Genomic DNA, 17,844 nt, shown 5'->3' on the forward strand with positions numbered 1-17,844 from the left:
ACATGGCGGCGGAGTACACCCGCCGTCTACCGCTTCACCCCTCACTCACCAAGCCGATGCTAGTGGCGGGCGGTGAACGGGAGGCCACGTTCGCCCTTTGGTTCGCCTGTCTTTCTGTACCGATTATGACCTCTCTCTGGTTTATTCCTGTGGGGATTATCGTTGGTGGAGTAGGGCAGTCGTTTTTACGTTCTTTGGCCAAGCGCGACCCACAAGCATTGGGCGTTGTGCGTCGGCACTGGAGTCAGCAAGCCGCTTACCTGAGCGGTGCAAGCGCTTATGCGCCGATTAAATACAAGGCACCCAAAGAACAGACGCAAAGTGCGGCGTCCGGTGGTCTGCTCAAAGGTTTATCCAAACTTACGGGGAAGAAGAAATAATGCTCGCTCTGAAACAGTACCGCGACAAAGCGCTGGGTCTTCCGGATCTGCTGAATATCGCTTTTTTGATGGATGGCTGGCAGACCGAAGCCGGGGAAATGGCCGTCGCCATGCAAAAGGACGGCAGTTTTCTTGCAGGGTTCCGTTACGATGGCCCGGATCTCGAAAGCCAGTCTACACGGGACCTGGAAGGACTTTCTGCCATCTGGAACAACGCGGTCTCGCGCCTTGGTACGGACTGGGGCATTCACGTTACGGCGATTCGTGAACCGGCGGACGACTACATCGATATGTCCGAGTGTGCATTCGGCGATCCTGTGTCGCGCCTCATCGAGACCGAGCGCAGGACGCAGTTTGGAATGGAAACGGGCCACTATGTGAGCCGCTACGGGATCACCATCGCCTGGCGCACCCCTATCGACGCCGAGATGCAACTGGTATCCGCGATGGTCAAGAAAAAGACCAGCAAAAACACGGAAAGGTCGGGTGAAGATGCGTTCCGGGATATATTGGCCCGTTATCGCCAGATGATCGAAGTGATCATGGGCATTTTCAGGTCTGGATACCGGGTGAAGGCCATGGATGCCGACGGACTGCTGACCCATGTACATGAATGTCTGACCGGCTCCCCGTACCGCATCAACGCACCCCGCATTCCGGCCTACCTGGATGCGCTTCTCGGTCATCATGATTTTGTGGGCGGGCTGGAACCGTCCATTGACGGCGAAGATATTCGCGTGGTGACGGCGCTGGGCTATCCCGGCCAGACCTTTCCGGAGATGCTGGAGCATCTGCACAGTATGCCTTTTCCGCTTCGCTACACGCTCCGCTTCCTGCCTCTGGATCAGGCGGATGCAGTGGCGGACATGGGAAAGATCCGGGATCGCTGGTTTGGTTCGCGCCAGAGCGTGAAATCGCTGCTGGCTGAAAAAGTAGGTGGTGAAGCTCCCGGCCAACTGACCGCCGACGATACGGTGGTCAATCTTGCTCTGGATGCCAAACAGGCCGTCAACGAAGCGCGAGAGGGCGCCGTGAAGTTCGGCAACTTCTCGCTGTCCGTGGTGTTGCGCTCGTCCAATGAAAAAGTGCTGGCTGAACGGGTAAAGGCGATCAAGGAATTCTTTGACAATGCGGGCTATATCGCGCACTTAGAGACGACGAACACGGTAGAGGCGTTCCTGGGGAGCATTCCTGGTCACCTTTACGAAAACATTCGGCGTCCGCTGATGCACTCGCTGAATTTTGCGGATTTCGCGCCCAAGACGGAAATCTGGGCGGGGGAAGCCCGTTGTCCAAGTCCTCTCATGAAGATGCCCGACGGGCGCAAGGCACCGCCGTTGCTGTATGCGGCGACCACGGGCAACACGCCTTTTCGTTTAAATTTGCATGTGGGTGATCTGGGGCACACCTTGATTGCGGGTATGACCGGCGGTGGCAAGAGTACACTCCTGGCGCTGCTGGCGGCACAGTGGCAACGCTACCATGGCGCACGGGTGATCGGCTTCGATAAAGGCATGAGCCTTTATACGCTCACGGAAGGGATGCGCGGTCAGCACTATGATCTGAATGGGCCGACTTCTGACTTGTTCTTTGCGCCCCTGCAGCACGTCGATGATCCCGCCGAGGCTGCTTTTGCTGCGGATTGGGTGGAGGCCCTGGCCACACTACAGGGCGTGGCCATCACCTCAACGGAGCGCACAGCGATTCGGGATGCCGTACACGGTTTAGCTCGGGAGTCTGGACGTTCGCTCACAGCACTTGTACAGATGATTCAGAACCGCGAACTCAAGGACGCCCTGCAGTATTACACGCTCACCGGACAAACCGGTGACTTGCTCGACGCGGAAACGGATGGACTGAGTCTTTCTAACGCATCGAACATGACGTTCGAGATGAGCCACCTGATGAACGGCAGCCCAACGATGCACCTGGTGACCGTTCCGGTTCTGCTGTATCTCTTCCATCGCATCGAACAGATGCTGGATGGTCGGCCAACCATGATCATTCTCGATGAAGCGTGGACCTTTCTGGATAACCCACTGTTTATGGCGAAGCTGCGGCAGTGGCTGAAGGAACTCCGGAAGAAAAATGCCCTCGTCGTTTTCGCCACGCAGTCGCTGGCGGATCTCAAGAACAGCCCACTGCTTCCAGTGCTGAAGGAATCCTGTCCGACGAAAATCTTCCTGCCCAACCAGGCGGCCGCCAGTCAGGATTTGCGGCCTTTGTATATCGACATGGGGATGAACGACCGGCAGATCGAATTGCTGGCCATGTCCACTCCGAAGCAGGACTACTACCTGTTCACCCCCGAAGGGCAGCGCCGGATTCAGTTTGGCATGGGACCGGTGGCGCTCGCTTTTTGCGGTGTTTCCGATCCGCGTGAGGTCAAGCGGGTAATGGAGTTGAAGGTGCAGGAGGGGGATCGTTGGCCGATAGCATGGCTCAAAGAGTGCCTGCCGCCCAGCATCCGGGATGGTTGGGTACGGCATGCGGAAACCTTGTTTTGAACATGGGAAAGGGAGTGGTCATGAAAAAGATGATGAAATATGCCGTGCTCGCGGCGCTGCTCCTGACCCCGGCAGTGGGCACGGCGGGGGTCAACGCCGATCTACAGGCTTTGCAGGCCGCGAATACGGCGCTGCAGGGGCTCGCGCAAACCTGGCCACAACTGCAGAGTCAGGCGCAGGCATATGGCGCGTTGGCCAATTACGCGAGCCAGTCTGGAAAAGGCCCGATAGTGCGGGTTCCCGGACTGGAGTTTGAGGAACAGTGCCATAACGTGCATTGGGATAATGAGATCGACCAACTGGTCACGGGCGGATTGAACATCGCGGGTGATGCGGAAGCGGAAAGTTACGCGCTGGAGATCTTGTCCGTGCAGTGGGATGAGGACGCCACCAACCTGATGGAAGCGGAGGTATCCAAGCAGGCGCCCAGCGATGCAACCCAGCTACAGTCCGCATTGGCAGAAAGCGAACAGTCTGGCAAGGCGCTCAGCGCGTTGTTGAACGGCCTTGGGTCGCAAATATCCGCAGCGATGGGTCCTAATTCCGGCTTTACGCCATTGCCCATCCAGAATTGGCAGGCGGGTATGGGTTCCTATCCGAATCTGACCGCCGTGCAGTGGATACCCGGCCCGTCAGATGGCGCTCCGATTGGATGGGCGGGGAATCTGTCACCAGCACAAGGGCTCGCCCGACTGGTAGATGTGTGCCCAACCGGATCGGCCAACATTCCGGAAATCTCGGATGCGCCGATTCTCTCCGGGATACAGCAAGCGGTGACGGATGAACCCTCTATGTCCACAGCATTACAGTCCGTGGAAGGCGGGTCAACGTGGAGCCTGCCCACGGCCACGCCCTTGTTCAGTTCCCCTTACGCGACTCGGGTGAATCTGGTCGCAGCCCTCGGCTCGGATCTTCCGCAGGTAGCCAATTATCTGGCTCCGGTGACCCCTGATGTCGCGCAATTTGCAAGCATCGCCAACCAGGTTACACAACAAATGGCTTCAGGAGGATGACCCATGAAAAGGAAAATCTATGTACTGGCGATGAGTGCCGCGTTGGCAATGGTGTCCACATCGGCTTTCGCCAGCGGCGAAATTGCCGGTGCCACGTTCCCCCAGCAAATCATTCAGGAGGCTACGGCAGTCCAGCAGTTGGCCAAGCAGGCGCAAGAGGTCTCCACACAGATCAGCATGTACACTAACGACATTGAGCGTTACCAGAACATGGTGACCAACACTCTGAATATGCCGGCGGCCACGTTCGCACAGATCTGGAATCCGCTGGTGGGTTCCATCCAGAAGCTCACGTCCATTTATAATCAGGCGCAGGCGTTGGGTTACGCTGGCCAGAACATTGGGTCTCAACTGGCTCAGGAATATCAGGGCGCCGGCAACTCGATCCAAAACCTGTCCTCTGTATACGCCAACTGGAACCAGACGACCAACACCGACATGGAGGACGCCTTGCAGTCCCAGCACTTGGCGGCGGCAAACTTCGCCACTCAGGACTCGTCCATGCAGACAATTCAGAATGCGGCGCAGTCCGCTCAGGGTCGGGAACAGGTCGCCGCCGCCGCCGTGGCTGCGGCCAACGTGACCACCAAGTCGATCCAGCAACTGGAGCAGATCACCATGGCCGGGCAAGACGCGGTACTGGCGTATCAGCGGCAGGAGAAGGCACAGAAGAATGTGTCTTCGCAGGAGGCTGCGAACAGTCTCTTCTCCGGCGGCACAAATAATTCCAGTCTTTTGCCGTAATTCTGTCGCCTGACCCGCCGCCGATCTATACCCGACATCTGAGCGGCATGAGGCCGCATGGCTTACCAGGAGATAAGAGAGATGAAAAAAATGCTATTGCTTGCCATGTTGGGTGCCATGCTGGCTGGTTGCGCACACCAACCCGTGTACACCGAACACTATTATCGGACGCACAAGGCGGCGCTTAAAAAGGAAATTGCCTTTTGCGGGAAGGCGGAAAAGCTGTCGAATAGCGAAGAAAAGAACTGCCAAACAGCAAAAACTGTGCAGTCAGATGAAGGTGCGGCTGCCATTTTCTCTGGCGGCACAAACAACCCGGCTTTGCTGCCGTAAGGAAAATCTCCAATGCGTAGACTCCAAAGATTTTCATGGGTCGTAGGGATGCTTTTGTGTGTGGTTCCTGCCGTTTCATTTGCGGCGGGGACAGGGACTCTGTCTCAGGTGCAAAGCGCACTGAGCGGCAAGATACTTCCTTGGCAAAGCATCATGCAGACGGCGGCCACGTCACTCTTTTACGCATTGGCTGCTGTTGAAGTTTCCGTCCTTTTTCTGAATCATGTCCTGCAAAAGCGCGGGCATGAAGATCTTTTTTCCGGCATCATCAAGAAGGTCGTCACACTAGGCTTTTTTCTGACGGTGCTGGACAATTGCGGCACCTGGATTCCGGCGATTATTAACGGGTTGGCTGGTGGCGCATCCGCGCTGGGCGTGACGGCTGTAACGCCCGGAAAGATAGCGACGGAAGCGCTTCAAGCGTTTCTCGGAATTGCTTTGGCCCCGGTCGCCGCAGCTACTCACGACCTGGGCAATACCCTCAGCGATATTTTCAGTGGAAACTTCTCTGGGGCTTTCTCTTCTGCGGCCAAGACCGTTGCCAACAGCAACCCGGTGGCGCTCCTGGTGAATACGCTTTTGTGCGGAATCATTGGCCTGCTGGCGGGTCTTGGTATTCTGGTCATGGCGCTGGAGTTCTTGATGGTTGAAATCGAGAGCTATCTCGTCATAGCTCTCGGCGTGATCATGCTGGCCGGCGGCGGTTTACGATGGACATCCAAATATGTAGGCACGTATTTCGACTATGCGGTGAATGTGGGTGTACGACTTTTTATATTGACTGCTCTGGCTTTTCTGGTGACTTATAGCATCGTACCCATTATTCAAACGACCCTGGAGAATGTCACCAATCCCCTGCAGGCAGGCTTTGAGGTGCTTATATTGGGTGCCGTCATTGCGCTGCTTCCGCGCAAGGCATCCAGCATAGCCAGCAGCCTGTTGAGCGGTCAATCCTCCTTTTCAGGGGGAGAACTGGCCAAGGAAGGTGGGATGATCGCCGGTGGAACGGTGGCGGCAGGAGCGGGCGGTGCCGCCCTGGCGGGCGGACTGGCTGGCGGGCTTGCGGGAGGTGGATTATCCGCAGCAGCGGGTGCTGGCGGCACTGCCGGGGCCGGTGGCAGTCTTGCAGGTGCTGCAGGTGCCAGTGGTGGGGGAGGGGCAGCGGCAGGCGTTGCCGCCCCAGAAGCGGGGGCGATGTCGGCAGGCGGTGGTGCCGAATCGGGAGTCGGTGCGGGCAATGCTGTACCGGCTCCGAGTGCGCCCGCCAGTGGCGGGGCTAGTGGTGGCAGAACGCCTCAAGCGGCCAAGGGTGTGCAAGCCCCTTCGTCGAGTGCGCGGTCCAGCGGTCCAGCCGAATCCTCGAAGGGCGTGCCGGCACCCGCCTCGGAATCCAGCACCCCGGCGTCTGGCGGCGGAGAGCAGACGAGTGGGCCAGCGAATACAGGGGCAAGTGAGTCACAGCCTGAAGCTGCAGGTGCCCCGGCCAATGCCGTACCGGCGCCTGCCGCCGCCCCCACGGGCAATGCTATACCGGCTCCGAGTGCTAGTGGGGGCGGCGCACCTCAAACGGCCAAAGGCGTACAAGCGCCTGCTCCCGAATCCAATGCCCCGGCATCCGGTACAGGCGGGCAGGGTGACACCGGATCGAGCGCGAGCGAGTCCGGTTCCGATGTGCCGACCAATGCCGTCCCGGCTCCGGCTCCAGTCAGCGCCCCTTCTGGTGGTGGACAGGGGAGCACTCCGGTTGCCAGCGCACCTGCAAGTGCGCCAAGTGGCGGTGCCCCTGGTGGTTCGTCCAGTCCGACCCCGTCAGCGCCAGAGTCACCCACCATAAAGGATAAGCTATATAATTATGCGCTCGATAAGGTTATGCAGCCCATACACCATGCCGAAGATGTGGCAATTGGAGGAAAGGATACGCCAATTAAAGGCTCAGGGATAAGCACAGAACACGGGAGTGACTTTAACTAAGGGTATTGCGTGCTTGTCCTTGACATCGTGAAGGAATGCTAGTGGTATACCACGGCGATGGTGTCATTTGGGTTCTGGCAAAGGGGGGCGGCAATGTCATCTATACCGAGAAGCGATTGGGAGTGGCGCAACCCCAAGGATGATCAGGCAGACCGCGCTCGAAGGGAGGCGGGTAGCCGGAGATATTCCGAGCAGAGAGATCGCGAGTGGCGGGATAGTCAGCAGAGAAATTCACACCGCATATCATCATCCGGTGCATCATTTAGTGGGCATACTCTGGGGCTTTTGGACCTGCTGTTCACGCTCGGCTCTGTGGCCTTCATTCCCGTGCTGCTTGCTCTGAGTCCGCTGCTGTCCTTGCTGCTCTGCGGCTGGCTTTATTACCATGGTAGACGGATGCTCTCGTCCATTGTCCTTCTTCTTTTTGCTGCGCCTACAATTGTCGTGATCGTGGCCGTTGTGATGCACGTCCACGCGGACCCTTCCTTGTTTCTGTCCAACTGGCAGGCGCACATCGCACGTAACCCCGATCAGGCGAATTGGACTTGGGCGGTTAAGGACTTTATGGGCCTGTGCCGTTGGTAAGGAGCATCTGGGAAGGATGAATGATTTTGTCCATGCGGATTCGGTTATGGATATAAGCCCAGACTAGCAATGGGACAAATAAAGGAGTGAGCCATGGCCGAATTGTTAACGATAGCGTCAGTGGACATCGAGAAAAGCATCCGCTGCCAAGCGCCTGGGTGCGGCCATAGGGTGTACAGGAAAATACATGCAGTCCAGGACGGAGAAAAAATAATACTGCTTGGCCAAACGTGCTACGGCAGAATGTACAAAAAAGAAGAGCCGAGATACGGAGAATATGGAGGCGGTTACGGAAAACCGCTGACCAATGAAGAAAGGGAGTTACTATTTCAAAATACCGAAAAGTTTATTGAGCTAATAAAAAATAGATTCGCAAAAACTGGCTGCGTTTTGATAGCTGGAGAAAATGACTTTCTAGTAGATGCACTCTCAAAAAAATATAACGTTCCACCAAAGTCCATCACGATATTAAGCGGGAAGCAATTTCCAATAGAAAGACTGGATGGGATCGACGCTGAAGCCAAGGCAAATCTAGCAAAAGGATATAAAATAAACGCTGCGGAAATTGGATGGAAAAGCTTGCTATTGTCTGAGGTCGAACGCCTGATAAATGCGGAGATCGTGACGGCAGATTAAGAGAAACTCCCCACCGCCGACCTGATTATTGAAAGGCAAATGAAAAGGTCGTGTGGCGGAGCATCTGTCGCGTAATCATTTTTTCGAGCTGCCGCCGTAAGAGATCGCGGCACTTCGCAGCAACGTCCAGGTCTAGGTGTTGCCTAGGGAATTTCTGGTTGCCCACAGGGTTACATCCAGATTCTGGGTCACGTATCTCCCCACCCCTTGATCTATACCCTCACAGAATTCCATCTGAGAGGGTTTTTTCATGTCCACGCGATCTGACGAAATTTTGAATGTCAATGGCCTGTTGTATGAGCTTCGCATGGCAAGGTTTGAGCTACATCAGGTTCTTCTGTTGTTATCTGGGCAAAAGTCCAGCCTACGTTTTCTCTCCACCGAGGAGCGAAAGCAACGGGCCGATGTTTTACGCTCCCAGCACGCCGGGGTAGGCGAGGACGCATTACCTGAACAGCTGAAGGACAGGCTATTTATTTTGGAAAGCCCGGCATGTTGCGCATACGAAGTCGTTGCCCAAGATCTAAAAGACACCGATAGCAATTCCCATGAGACCTAGTCTTTCCACGATATCATTGCCCACTACCACTGGATGATGTTTTCTGTTAGCGGAAAATTCAGACCAGTGGCCGCAATCGAACCCGATCTCATTGGTTGTAAGCGCTTAGCCAACCCACCCTTGCGGGTGGGTTGATGTCAGGCTAATGCTGGTTTTTTCCAGTTCCACGGCAGGAGTTCGTGGAGCCGTTTGTTGGGCCAAGTGGGGAGTTTCTCGAGCACATCGCAAAGATAGGCGAAGGGTTCCACGCCATTGAGCTTGCAGGTCTCGATGAGGGTGTAGAAGGCGGCCGCTCGTTCGCCCCCGGCATCGTTCCCGGCAAAGAGGAAGTTCTTGCGACCGATGGCAACCCCCCGCAGCGCCCTCTCCACGGGATTGTTATCGATGCCGAGGCGCCCCTCCTGGAGATAGAGGGTCAGCGCCTTCCAGCGCTTCAGCGCATAGCCGATGGCCTTGGCAATGGCGCTTTTGGGGGCCACTTGCGCCAGGGTATCGTTGAGCCAGGTCCAGAAGGATTCCAGTAAGGGCCCCGCCCGTTGCTGGCGGGCCAGCACCTTTTGCTCCGGTGGGTCGTCTTTGATCTCGGCTTCGATCTCATAGATCTCGTGGATGCGCAGTAACGCGGTCTGGGCCACCGGGCTCGGCGCACTCTGGTTCACGTCGTAAAAATGTCTGCGGACATGAGCCCAGCATCCGGCTTCCGTGATCTGCCCTTTGCGGTAGAGGGCATCGTAGCCCCCATAGTCATCGGTTTGCAGAATCCCTTGCCAGTCTCTCAGGAAGCCTTGGGGATGGATGCCTTTGCGGTCCGGGGCATAATCGAAGATGACGATGGGATGGGGGGCGTCTCCTTGGCTACGATACACCCAGAGATAGGCCTTGTGGGTTTTCCCGCTGCCGGGGTTCAGGACCGGCAAGGGCGTCTCGTCGGCATGCAGGATGGCCCCTTCGAGCAATGCCATTTTGCAGGCCTCGGCAAGAATGCTGAGCCAGTACTCTCCCTGACCCAGCCAACTGCAGAGGGTGGCGCGGGAGATCGGGATGCCCGCCCGCAGGTATTGGGTTTCCTGGCGATATAGAGGCAGGTGATCCACATGCTTGGCGGTCAGGACCTGAGCCACCATCCGCGCAGTGGGTAGGCCCTTGTCGATCACCTGCGCCGGCATGGCTGGGCTTTCGAGGGTGCCGCAAGGGCGGCAGGCCAGCTTGGGGCGGATATGGCGGATGACCTGGAAGTGGCCCGGGACATAGTCGAGCTTCTCGCTGATTTCTTCCCCGATCGTCTCCAGAGGGCCGCCGCACTGGCCGCAGGTGCAGCTTTCGGGGTCATGGCGAACCTCAACCCGGGGCAGGGTATCGGGCAGCTTCATGCGACCGGGATGGCGGCGGGGAGCCGCCTTCGGCGCGGACTCCGGTTGTTTGGCAGCAGCACTCTCGGCCAGCACGGCCTCCAGCTCGCTTTCCACCGCGGCGATCTCCGTCTCCAGCGCCTCTTCCCAGAGGCTGATCTGATCGGGAGAGAGCTTTTCCGAACGCTGACCGAATCGCCAGCGTTTCAGCTTGGCGATGGTCATCTCCAGGCGGGCGATGGTCTCGTCGCGCAGGGTGAGGTACCGGTCTTTTACTGCGAGCTGCCGGGCGTGCTCGGCGTCCTTTTCTTCCTGCTGCCGCAGCAGTTGCAAGACCAGATCGCGCAAGGCATCTGGGTGCGTCGGAAGATCGACTGGAGCCGTTGATTTCATGGGCAAATTCTACCAGGAAACCGGGTAGAAAGCCAGCATTTTCGATACGTTACAAGGCGGTAGGCGTACAGACTTTGAGGGCCGGTAACGGCGTCCAGGGTCTTCCTTCCACCAGCATCGCCCACTGTGCTGTGGAGAGTTCGATGGCCCCGTTCTCCATCCTGGGCCAATGCAACCGTCCCTGATCCAGGCGTCGGTACAAAAGCCAGAAACCCAGACCATCCCAGAGCAGGAGCTTGAGCCGATCCCCGCGGCGGTTGCGGAATACAAAGGCATGGCCGCAAAAGGGATTCGCCGCCAGAACCCCCTGCACCTTGGCGGCCAGACCATCAAAGCCCAGACGCATGTCCACCGGTGCCGCCGCCAGCCAGATTCGGCTGCCGGGACTCAGCCACATGGGCTTTCCAGGACCTGGACCAGGGTCTGGAGCCAGCCGGCATCCATCGGAGCGGTCAGCTTCAGGCTGCGGCCCGACAACAGGTGAACCTCCACAGGCGAAACGGAAGGCCGGGCCGGCGCCAGAGTGACCGGCAAAAACCCTTCGGTCCCATTGAACATCGGCCGCGACTCTACCGCATCGGCTAATCGCTTACGCCAGTAATGCAGGGTGGCTACGGCGATCCCTTCCTGCGCGCAGTAATTCTTGACCGAAAGTCCGCTCGCCCGAAATCTTTCTACCTGCTGCCGCCAATAAGCAATTTTCTCGTCCTTCGTCATCTCCATCCCTCCTCGCTCAATGCGGGACAGGATCGGTCAGGTCACAAAATTTCGGAAGGTGGGTTGCTTGGACGGTTACCATTGGTTGGGATTTTGTTGACAACAATGTACGAGGGAACAAACGTTAAATCTATTATTTCCATGGAGGCGAGCGTTAGCCACATGTGTAGCTTGGCATCTGTCAGGCTGCCGATGCCTTCTTTCAGCCATCGAGATACCTCTTGTTGCCCAAACCGGTAGAACTCGCGACCGCCTGCTTCAACCCATCCAAGCGTTAAAGCTGGCTGAGAGCCCAGAATGTTGGCAATCTTGTCCATCAATAAAAAGTGTGCCGCCACGCATTGGCCAGTGATTCTGCGTTCCCAAGACTTTGCTGGAATGCCTGAATAGTGAATGAAAAGCTCAGATATCTGCTTTCTGTTCTCATCGTTTAGGATTCTGTTCTCGTCAGGCATCAGGAACGGAACATCCAACTTGTTCTCCGCTCCGAATTTTGCTGCATCGACGTATTCAGCATCAAACGAGAACATCCGTCCCTCCTTGGCCCCGTCCCTGCGTCGTAGATTATCAAGGACGAAACCCCTTGGATATATGCTTTGCTCGTCCCCCCATCGAGGATGAGTCTTTCGATTATCCCCCCAACCCTTGATCTATACCCTCTCAGAATTCCATCTGAGAGGGTTTTTTCATGTCGAGTAATCCCGATTACCTGGCCGCGCGTCAGGAATGGCTTGAGCGTTATGGCTCTTACATCTCGCAGGCAAAAAACTGGCGCATTGTCGCCATATCGGCTATCGGCATCGCCGCCCTGTTTGGGGCGGGCATGGTGTACGAAGCCGACCGCGTGCATGTGGTCCCCTATGTCGTTCAGGTAGACAAACTGGGCAAGTCCGTTGAACTGGCGCAGGCAGTGCGGGCCGGGTCATTTGCCCAGCCGGTGGTACAGCACATCATTTCCCGCTTTACCTGGCTCGCTTTTACGCGCAGCCCGGACAAGTATGTGCAAAAGCATTTTATCAACGAGTCCTATCATTACATCGCATCCAGCGCGGAATCCCCGCTGGATGCCTTTTATGCGCAGCATAATCCCTATGCGGCCTATTCCAACAAAACACAGGGCAATACGGTCACGATCCAGAGTGCTGTCCCCGTTGGTGAGGTGACGGCCAAGGGCGGATCGTACATCGTCGATTTCCTGGTCAAGCACTATGGCCCCCATGGCGGCATAGATGGTGAGCAAAACTGGCAAGGCACGGTGACTTACGCGACGGTTCCGCCCTCGAATAACCCCGATGTCCTGAAAGGCAACCCATTCGGCATCTACATCACGCACTTTGCATTCAGTCCGCAGATATAAGGAGACGACATGAAAACCAGGACATGGCTCTCTTTAAGCCTCGCTGCCCTGCCGGGATTGGCCCTGCCGGGGCTGGCTCTGGCAGGCGTGGATACCAATCTGCCGCCGGTTATGCCCGTAGTACATCTAGGCGGGAAACCCGCCCCGGCAGGGGCAAAAACGCCCGCGCACGGTTCATCAGCAACAACCCTCACGCCAGGTGCTGCGCTGTCGAACCCATTGGCAAACCAGAAGGTGCCTGCCATTTCCCCGGCGGCTGCCGAAAAAATGGCGTCGGCGCATGTGTGGCAACAATCCATCGCCACGCCGCCCGAGGGGCCGGAAACTCCGGAGACGGCCATGCTTGCGCGGCAGTCTCTGGCGGCATCTTACGCCATGGACCACACCCCGCCCGTGATCAGCGGCGCGAATGGCACCATCCACAGTCTTTCCGGTCGCCCTGCGCTGGTCTGCTCCCCGCTGCATACCTGCATCATCGAGTTGCCGGACGGCGTGAAGCCGGTAACGACGGTCGGGGTCAGCAAGTCCGAATGGAATGTGCAACAGGCACTGGTGGGCAAGCAGCCCGAAATCTTTCTGAGCCCGAAATTCAAAGGACTCCATCAAAACATCGTGGTGGCCGCGACTGACCATGGCCGCCCTATCAACTATGAAATCCGGTTGGTCAGCGACGCGGTGCATTACATCCCCGCGTTGAAGATCGAGGATAGCGGTGGCGAAGTCCGTTCGTGGAAAAAACCTGACGACAACACGCGGTCGGAACAGTCCCCTACTGACCATAAAGCTCAGGCTCCCCGTGTGCTGCCTCTGCCGAATATTCGGCTCGATCACGTCAATCTGCACTGGCGCATTCATTGCGGAGGAGGCGGCTGGTTCAGTTCCAGCGACTGCGCGCCGATTCGCCCATTGCGGGTATATGACGACGGCACGCATACCTTTATCGACATGCCCCAAGGCCTGGCGAGTCATGGCGGTTTCCCCATCCTGCAGGCCCGCAATGCCAGCGGGCATCTGATCGGGGTCGATACTCAAATCCGGGGCAATACCTACGTTGTTGATTCAGTGCCCGCCGAAATTTTGTTACGGCTGGGATCTGAAGTCGTCACCATCAAGCAAGAGGGAAAGTAACCATGCGTACCACATTAAGTCTGCCGAAAAAACGGACGATGTTGATTCTGGCCACGATAGGCGTGGTGGCAAGTGGGCCTGCTTCCATCGCGTCCACCATGCACCCGCCCGGAGTGGCCGGGCAATCGTCGCCCATCGCGGGGACCGTGAATACCGCCCAGATCTTTCAGCGCAGTCTGAACATTCACTATGGCGAACCCATTGAAGATGTAGAGCGGGAAGCCGCACGGTCCTTCGCAGCCGGTACGCTGTCGCACTTGCCGGTATTCACCCGTCCAGGCGGGGAGGTCATCGTGCCATTGGGCCAGGTGCTGCCTGTGCTCCAGACGGCACCTGGTAATTTCTCGGTCGTGATTCTCGGAAAAGGGGTCCAGCCAGCGTCACTGGTTGGCGCCCCCAGTGCGGAATGGGTCGTGAAAGAAACCACGGCTGGTCAGCATCCCGTGCTGGAAATCATGCCCCGTTTTGCCGGAATCAAAAGCAGTATTCAGATCGTGGCGACGAGTCCCCACGGGTTTCCGTTGACGTACACCGTGGGGCTGGTCAGTGATACCGCACGATTCACCCCGGGATTGTCTTTTTATCGGGTCCATCACGTCATCGTCCAGCGCGGCGCGAACGTTTCTGGAGAAGTCACGGCACCCGAGCAGGTCAACCCGTCTGTGTTGCCCATCGCCAAGGCCGCGCGGACTGAACCGCATGTAAACGCCACACACGCGGATCTCGATTGGACGGCGATGTGTTTCACGGGCGACTGCAAGCCGATCCAGCCGATCAGTGTGATCAGCAATAACAAGGAAAGAATGACGTACATACACCTGTCCACAGGGAAAACCCCGATGGTGTTGGCGCGAAACAAGGCGGGGCAGTCCTTGATGGTCAGTTACCGCATGGACGGTCACATGCTTGCCGTGGATGCCGTCCCCTACCGTATCGACCTGCTTACGGGCAACTGGAATCACCTGGCCGAAATGCGCCTTACCAATAAGGCGGGGGAGTAACGATGAAAAGCGGAAAAGAGTTGTTCTCCGGTTTGCTCCAGAAAAAGAAAGCCACACCATCCACGATGGATAGCAGTAAAGGCCAGCAAGCGGGGCAGCCGGTTGATCTAAAGCCTGACCCCGACCAACTGGCGACGCGCATCAAGCGCACCCCGCTCTATGTTGCGGCGGCGGTCATCGGGCTTGGATCTTATGGTGGGTATCTCTATCTGCAAGATCACCCGATGTTCGGGAACGCGCATCCAAAGTCCCAAGCCGCGAAGATCAATCCGGCATCAGGTAGCGGCGCCCCTGCCACCCCATTACACCCGAAGCAGTATTCCAAGCCTGTCACGCCGGGAGGAACGTCTGGCACTCCAGCGACTGGCACCACGAACAGCGGTGCTCTGCGCAGCAGTACTGGCCAGCGCACCCAAGAACACGCGCCCCCCTCTGGCGCACCCAAAAAGAACCCTTATGCGGCCCAGGATGCCGCCTTTGGGGCCGCGCTGGGCACCGGGAGCGGCGGAAGCGGATCGGATGGCGGCCTGAGCTGGAAAATGCCGAGCGCAGCACCGTCACAGGCGCCAACAACGCTTCCGGTTGCCACGCCAACGGCAAGCACAAGTAGCGGAAAGAAGAAATCCCCGCCGCCCCTGGTGACGCGGGAGACCAGCCCTTACGAGATTCTTTCCGGATCCGTTATCCCGGCTGTTTTGCAGACCGGCATCAAGAGCTACTTGCCCGGTGAAATCACAGCGGTGGTGAGTCAGAGCGTCTATTCATCCGTGAATGGCGCGACGCTACTGATCCCCGCCGGATCCAGGCTGGTGGGCACCTATGACACCCAGACGGCCTTGGGCGTCAACCGCCTGGCCGTCGCATGGACCCGCATCGAGTTCCCGAACGGCACGTCCATGAACCTGCCGGGATACGAGGGGGAGGGCGGTTACGGATACGCGGGTTTGAGCGGTGATGTCAATGATCACACCTGGCTCATCTTCAAAAACGCGCTGCTGCTCTCGATCGTTGATGCGGGCATGGCGGTGGCGAGCCCGACCAGCACGGTGAGCACCACGACAGGTGTGACGGGCAACGCAGCACTGCAGGATAGCGAGCAGTCCCTGGCGCAGACCTTTGGCCAGGCCGAAGCGCAGCTGCTGCAAAAGTACATCGACATCGCACCCACGATCACCTTGCATCCCGGTCAACTGTTTTCGGTGGTGGTGGCCCACGACATGGTGTTCCCAGGCCCCTACGACCCCGCAATGCAGACCGGAGCGGCCAGCACCGAGCCTGCATTGGGGCCGAAACTGAATCCCTACGGGTTGAATCCCTACGGGTAAGGAGTCGTCATGCGAGGAAGCATTATTGTCCGGACAGAGCACGATTGCGCGGGGCTTTCGCCAGAAGCGCGAACAGCGGCGGTAACGCAAAAGGTGCGGTCTTTATCGGACGCGGGTTTGCAGGAGATGGCCAGGCGCCGAGAGAAACAGCATCCGGGGCGGCGCCTGCGCCCCATGTCGGTCACCCTGCCTGCCGATGTGCTGGAACGGCTGCAACAACTCCAGGGCGTCCAATGGAGTGTTTCAGCGTTGGTGGATCGAATTCTGGCGAGTGCCAACTTGTGAATAGTGAGGGTAGGAATATGCGTGAAGAAACGATGAGCAGCCAGGAAGACATGGAAGATCTGCCAGAACACGAAAGTATGGAAGAGATACTGGAAACGCAAGAGTTCAGAGGGCTTTTGGATGGCGCGTTAGACAACTACGATCCTTTTGGTCCAGCGGACGATATTGACGATATTACTGATGATGACCTTGCCCACGTTCATGCGTCGATGGCTGCAGCAGAGCGGGCTCGCATCATAGAAGGACTGGAAAAAGCATTCTCTGGGGAATACTTCAAAATTATACCGTTGTGGTACCGCATTCCCTACAATGACAGTCCTGCCCGCCAAATTCTAGGTCATCTGCATTGCAAAGACTTTTCAGATATGCCTATGGATGTGCGCGTCGTCCTTTATCGTGCTGCGATTCACTGCGTGCGTCTGCAGAACCCTGATGCGGCATTCAAATTCTCCGATTTTCCGTTTCCGGAGAAACTGGCGAACGTGGAACGCCCGGAGCTTGCGCAGCGGGGGAACGACTGCCGACGAGACCTTGTTGATAGAATTGTTGACAAAATCCAGGTTACAGCGGGGTCAACGGTCTGGAATAAACCATGGACCAATACGCGGGCCACAACGCCACCGAAAGAACTACCGGAAGACTCTGGCTTTCCTTGTTTGTCACCACTGTCCGAACCGAACCTGCAGCCTAAACAGGGTAGGGTTGCCGGTAACGCAACTTTCAACCGGTCAACAAATATGAGTTTTGCCTTGATAGCTTTTTTAGCAGGTTTGTTGGTACTGGCGATAGTCTGTTGGATGCAAGCGGCGGCGACTCATGGGGTGACCCCGCGCGTGCCTCCGCTTCCGCATTTTCTGCATGCACCAACCGTTTACACCCCAGAGATCCCACAAATTTTGCATGTACATCCAACTATCCCCACGACGCCAGCACAAGGAATCAGCCAATGATTCCACTCGTTCAACTCAGCGCTGAATGCGCGCCCATGGTCGCGCCATCCACAATGGCCGCCATTGTCCGCGTGGAATCGGGCGGTCGCCCGCTGGAAATGTGGAACAATACGACTCGCAGCATGGTCGGTTCCGCCAATCTGGCACAGGCAGTGCAGTACCTGCGGCAGGCCATGGTCGGCGGCCAACAGGTGGATGTGGGCCTTGCCCAGGTGGATACGGAAAACTTCGCGTCATTGGGTCTCACCCCGCGTACCGTCTTTAATGTCTGCACCAACCTTCGCGCCGGAGCCACCATCCTGCACGCGGATTGGGAGCAGGCGCAGGCAAGTGGCTACCATGGCCAACAAGCGCTTTACCATGCCTTTGAAGCGTACAACTCGGGGCGGCTCTGGGGTGATGCCCAGTACGCCAACAAAATACTGGATGCGGCTGGGGCGCACGCGCCTATCGAGTTTGGTGGGCTACGTTACGCATCCGAAGTCAAACCGGACAGCAAGGCGCCAGGCGCCACGCTGACGCAGTTTCGCTGGCAGGCAAAGCTCGCTCCAGCCACGACCCCCGCGCCGTCCAGCGGTGCCGGTTCCTGGCCGGTTCTCCCTTAAAGAAAA

At 57.5% G+C, this 17,844-nt stretch carries 20 protein-coding genes; 16 read left to right on the plus strand and 4 right to left on the minus strand.

The window, feature by feature from the left end:
* The first annotated feature begins 2 nt into the window (after positions 1–2).
* From AFERRID_RS13200 to AFERRID_RS13240, 9 genes are all read left to right on the plus strand, one after another.
* Positions 3–380, plus strand: coding sequence for a VirB3 family type IV secretion system protein (locus AFERRID_RS13200; RefSeq protein ID WP_126605434.1), 378 nt, complete (start codon positions 3–5; stop codon positions 378–380).
* The gene (locus AFERRID_RS13205) at positions 380–2,887 is read left to right on the plus strand and encodes a VirB4 family type IV secretion/conjugal transfer ATPase (RefSeq protein ID WP_126605435.1); all 2,508 of its coding nucleotides are present in this window, start codon (positions 380–382) and stop codon (positions 2,885–2,887) included. The genes AFERRID_RS13200 and AFERRID_RS13205 overlap by 1 nt, the downstream gene beginning before the upstream one ends.
* A 20-nt stretch (positions 2,888–2,907) precedes the next feature.
* A complete protein-coding gene (locus AFERRID_RS13210) occupies positions 2,908–3,900 on the plus strand; it encodes a hypothetical protein (protein ID WP_126605436.1) in 993 nt (330 codons plus the stop codon).
* Positions 3,901–3,903: 3 nt separating this feature from the next.
* Positions 3,904–4,644: a P-type conjugative transfer protein TrbJ gene (trbJ, locus tag AFERRID_RS13215; RefSeq protein ID WP_126605437.1), complete on the plus strand. Its 741-nt coding sequence runs from the start codon at positions 3,904–3,906 to the stop codon at positions 4,642–4,644.
* Positions 4,645–4,725: 81 nt separating this feature from the next.
* Positions 4,726–4,977 (plus strand): EexN family lipoprotein, encoded by a 252-nt coding sequence (locus AFERRID_RS13220; RefSeq protein WP_126605438.1) that lies wholly within the window; start codon positions 4,726–4,728, stop codon positions 4,975–4,977.
* Between the two features lie 108 nt (positions 4,978–5,085).
* Entirely contained in the window at positions 5,086–6,948 is a 1,863-nt protein-coding gene (trbL, locus tag AFERRID_RS13225; RefSeq protein WP_232027585.1) for a P-type conjugative transfer protein TrbL, read from the plus strand.
* A gap of 285 nt (positions 6,949–7,233) precedes the next feature.
* On the plus strand, positions 7,234–7,533 hold the full coding sequence (locus AFERRID_RS13230; protein WP_126605440.1) for a hypothetical protein: 300 nt from the start codon (positions 7,234–7,236) through the stop codon (positions 7,531–7,533).
* Between the two features lie 93 nt (positions 7,534–7,626).
* On the plus strand, positions 7,627–8,169 hold the full coding sequence (locus AFERRID_RS13235; RefSeq protein WP_126605441.1) for a hypothetical protein: 543 nt from the start codon (positions 7,627–7,629) through the stop codon (positions 8,167–8,169).
* A 250-nt stretch (positions 8,170–8,419) separates the two neighbouring features.
* A complete protein-coding gene (locus AFERRID_RS13240) occupies positions 8,420–8,728 on the plus strand; it encodes a hypothetical protein (RefSeq protein WP_126605442.1) in 309 nt (102 codons plus the stop codon).
* Positions 8,729–8,865: 137 nt separating this feature from the next.
* Here the strand turns inward: AFERRID_RS13240 and tnpC are convergent, their stop codons facing one another.
* From tnpC to AFERRID_RS13260, 4 genes are read right to left on the minus strand one after another with little or no spacing between them, the layout of a single operon-like run.
* Positions 8,866–10,470: an IS66 family transposase gene (gene tnpC, locus AFERRID_RS13245; RefSeq protein WP_126605419.1), complete on the minus strand. Its 1,605-nt coding sequence runs from the start codon at positions 10,468–10,470 to the stop codon at positions 8,866–8,868.
* A gap of 49 nt (positions 10,471–10,519) precedes the next feature.
* Positions 10,520–10,867: an IS66 family insertion sequence element accessory protein TnpB gene (gene tnpB, locus AFERRID_RS13250; protein ID WP_126605418.1), complete on the minus strand. Its 348-nt coding sequence runs from the start codon at positions 10,865–10,867 to the stop codon at positions 10,520–10,522.
* Positions 10,858–11,187, minus strand: coding sequence for an IS66 family insertion sequence element accessory protein TnpA (tnpA, locus tag AFERRID_RS13255; protein ID WP_126605417.1), 330 nt, complete (start codon positions 11,185–11,187; stop codon positions 10,858–10,860). The genes tnpB and tnpA overlap by 10 nt, the downstream gene beginning before the upstream one ends.
* Positions 11,188–11,228: 41 nt before the next feature.
* Positions 11,229–11,717 carry a hypothetical protein gene (locus AFERRID_RS13260; RefSeq protein ID WP_126605443.1) on the minus strand — a complete coding sequence of 163 codons (489 nt, stop codon included), beginning with the start codon at positions 11,715–11,717 and terminating at the stop codon, positions 11,229–11,231.
* Positions 11,718–11,875: 158 nt separating this feature from the next.
* On the opposite strand from AFERRID_RS13260, the gene AFERRID_RS13265 reads away from it, so the two are divergent.
* Genes AFERRID_RS13265 through AFERRID_RS13295 form a run of 7 tightly spaced genes read left to right on the plus strand, consistent with a single transcriptional unit; the run spans position 11,876 to position 17,838 of the window.
* Entirely contained in the window at positions 11,876–12,544 is a 669-nt protein-coding gene (locus tag AFERRID_RS13265) for a type IV secretion system protein (RefSeq protein WP_126605444.1), read from the plus strand.
* A 9-nt stretch (positions 12,545–12,553) separates the two neighbouring features.
* Positions 12,554–13,672, plus strand: a complete 1,119-nt coding sequence (locus AFERRID_RS13270; protein ID WP_126605445.1) for a TrbG/VirB9 family P-type conjugative transfer protein — start codon at positions 12,554–12,556, stop codon at positions 13,670–13,672.
* 2 nt (positions 13,673–13,674) lie between these two features.
* The gene (locus tag AFERRID_RS13275; RefSeq protein ID WP_126605446.1) at positions 13,675–14,673 is read left to right on the plus strand and encodes a TrbG/VirB9 family P-type conjugative transfer protein; all 999 of its coding nucleotides are present in this window, start codon (positions 13,675–13,677) and stop codon (positions 14,671–14,673) included.
* A gap of 2 nt (positions 14,674–14,675) precedes the next feature.
* A complete protein-coding gene (locus AFERRID_RS13280; protein ID WP_126605447.1) occupies positions 14,676–15,998 on the plus strand; it encodes a TrbI/VirB10 family protein in 1,323 nt (440 codons plus the stop codon).
* Between the two features lie 9 nt (positions 15,999–16,007).
* Positions 16,008–16,283, plus strand: a complete 276-nt coding sequence (locus tag AFERRID_RS13285; RefSeq protein ID WP_126605448.1) for a hypothetical protein — start codon at positions 16,008–16,010, stop codon at positions 16,281–16,283.
* A 17-nt stretch (positions 16,284–16,300) separates the two neighbouring features.
* The gene (locus AFERRID_RS13290; protein WP_126605449.1) at positions 16,301–17,233 is read left to right on the plus strand and encodes a hypothetical protein; all 933 of its coding nucleotides are present in this window, start codon (positions 16,301–16,303) and stop codon (positions 17,231–17,233) included.
* Positions 17,230–17,838: a lytic transglycosylase domain-containing protein gene (locus AFERRID_RS13295; protein ID WP_126605450.1), complete on the plus strand. Its 609-nt coding sequence runs from the start codon at positions 17,230–17,232 to the stop codon at positions 17,836–17,838. The genes AFERRID_RS13290 and AFERRID_RS13295 overlap by 4 nt, the downstream gene beginning before the upstream one ends.
* Positions 17,839–17,844 lie beyond the last annotated feature (6 nt).

This window comes from Acidithiobacillus ferridurans, from assembly GCF_003966655.1.
GTDB classification, from domain to species: domain Bacteria; phylum Pseudomonadota; class Gammaproteobacteria; order Acidithiobacillales; family Acidithiobacillaceae; genus Acidithiobacillus; species Acidithiobacillus ferridurans.

Coding starts and splice junctions, on each gene's coding strand:
- AFERRID_RS13205 (WP_126605435.1), top strand. CDS start 380: ATGCTCGCTCTGAAACAGTACCGCGACAAAGCGCTGGGTCTTCCGGAT.
- tnpB (WP_126605418.1), bottom strand. CDS start 10,867: ATGTGGCTGAGTCCCGGCAGCCGAATCTGGCTGGCGGCGGCACCGGTG.
- AFERRID_RS13280 (WP_126605447.1), top strand. CDS start 14,676: ATGAAAAGCGGAAAAGAGTTGTTCTCCGGTTTGCTCCAGAAAAAGAAA.
- AFERRID_RS13285 (WP_126605448.1), top strand. CDS start 16,008: ATGCGAGGAAGCATTATTGTCCGGACAGAGCACGATTGCGCGGGGCTT.
- AFERRID_RS13270 (WP_126605445.1), top strand. CDS start 12,554: ATGAAAACCAGGACATGGCTCTCTTTAAGCCTCGCTGCCCTGCCGGGA.
- AFERRID_RS13220 (WP_126605438.1), top strand. CDS start 4,726: ATGAAAAAAATGCTATTGCTTGCCATGTTGGGTGCCATGCTGGCTGGT.
- tnpA (WP_126605417.1), bottom strand. CDS start 11,187: ATGACGAAGGACGAGAAAATTGCTTATTGGCGGCAGCAGGTAGAAAGA.
- AFERRID_RS13290 (WP_126605449.1), top strand. CDS start 16,301: ATGCGTGAAGAAACGATGAGCAGCCAGGAAGACATGGAAGATCTGCCA.
- AFERRID_RS13275 (WP_126605446.1), top strand. CDS start 13,675: ATGCGTACCACATTAAGTCTGCCGAAAAAACGGACGATGTTGATTCTG.
- trbJ (WP_126605437.1), top strand. CDS start 3,904: ATGAAAAGGAAAATCTATGTACTGGCGATGAGTGCCGCGTTGGCAATG.
- AFERRID_RS13235 (WP_126605441.1), top strand. CDS start 7,627: ATGGCCGAATTGTTAACGATAGCGTCAGTGGACATCGAGAAAAGCATC.
- AFERRID_RS13260 (WP_126605443.1), bottom strand. CDS start 11,717: ATGTTCTCGTTTGATGCTGAATACGTCGATGCAGCAAAATTCGGAGCG.
- AFERRID_RS13240 (WP_126605442.1), top strand. CDS start 8,420: ATGTCCACGCGATCTGACGAAATTTTGAATGTCAATGGCCTGTTGTAT.
- AFERRID_RS13200 (WP_126605434.1), top strand. CDS start 3: ATGGCGGCGGAGTACACCCGCCGTCTACCGCTTCACCCCTCACTCACC.
- AFERRID_RS13295 (WP_126605450.1), top strand. CDS start 17,230: ATGATTCCACTCGTTCAACTCAGCGCTGAATGCGCGCCCATGGTCGCG.
- AFERRID_RS13265 (WP_126605444.1), top strand. CDS start 11,876: ATGTCGAGTAATCCCGATTACCTGGCCGCGCGTCAGGAATGGCTTGAG.
- tnpC (WP_126605419.1), bottom strand. CDS start 10,470: ATGAAATCAACGGCTCCAGTCGATCTTCCGACGCACCCAGATGCCTTG.
- AFERRID_RS13210 (WP_126605436.1), top strand. CDS start 2,908: ATGAAAAAGATGATGAAATATGCCGTGCTCGCGGCGCTGCTCCTGACC.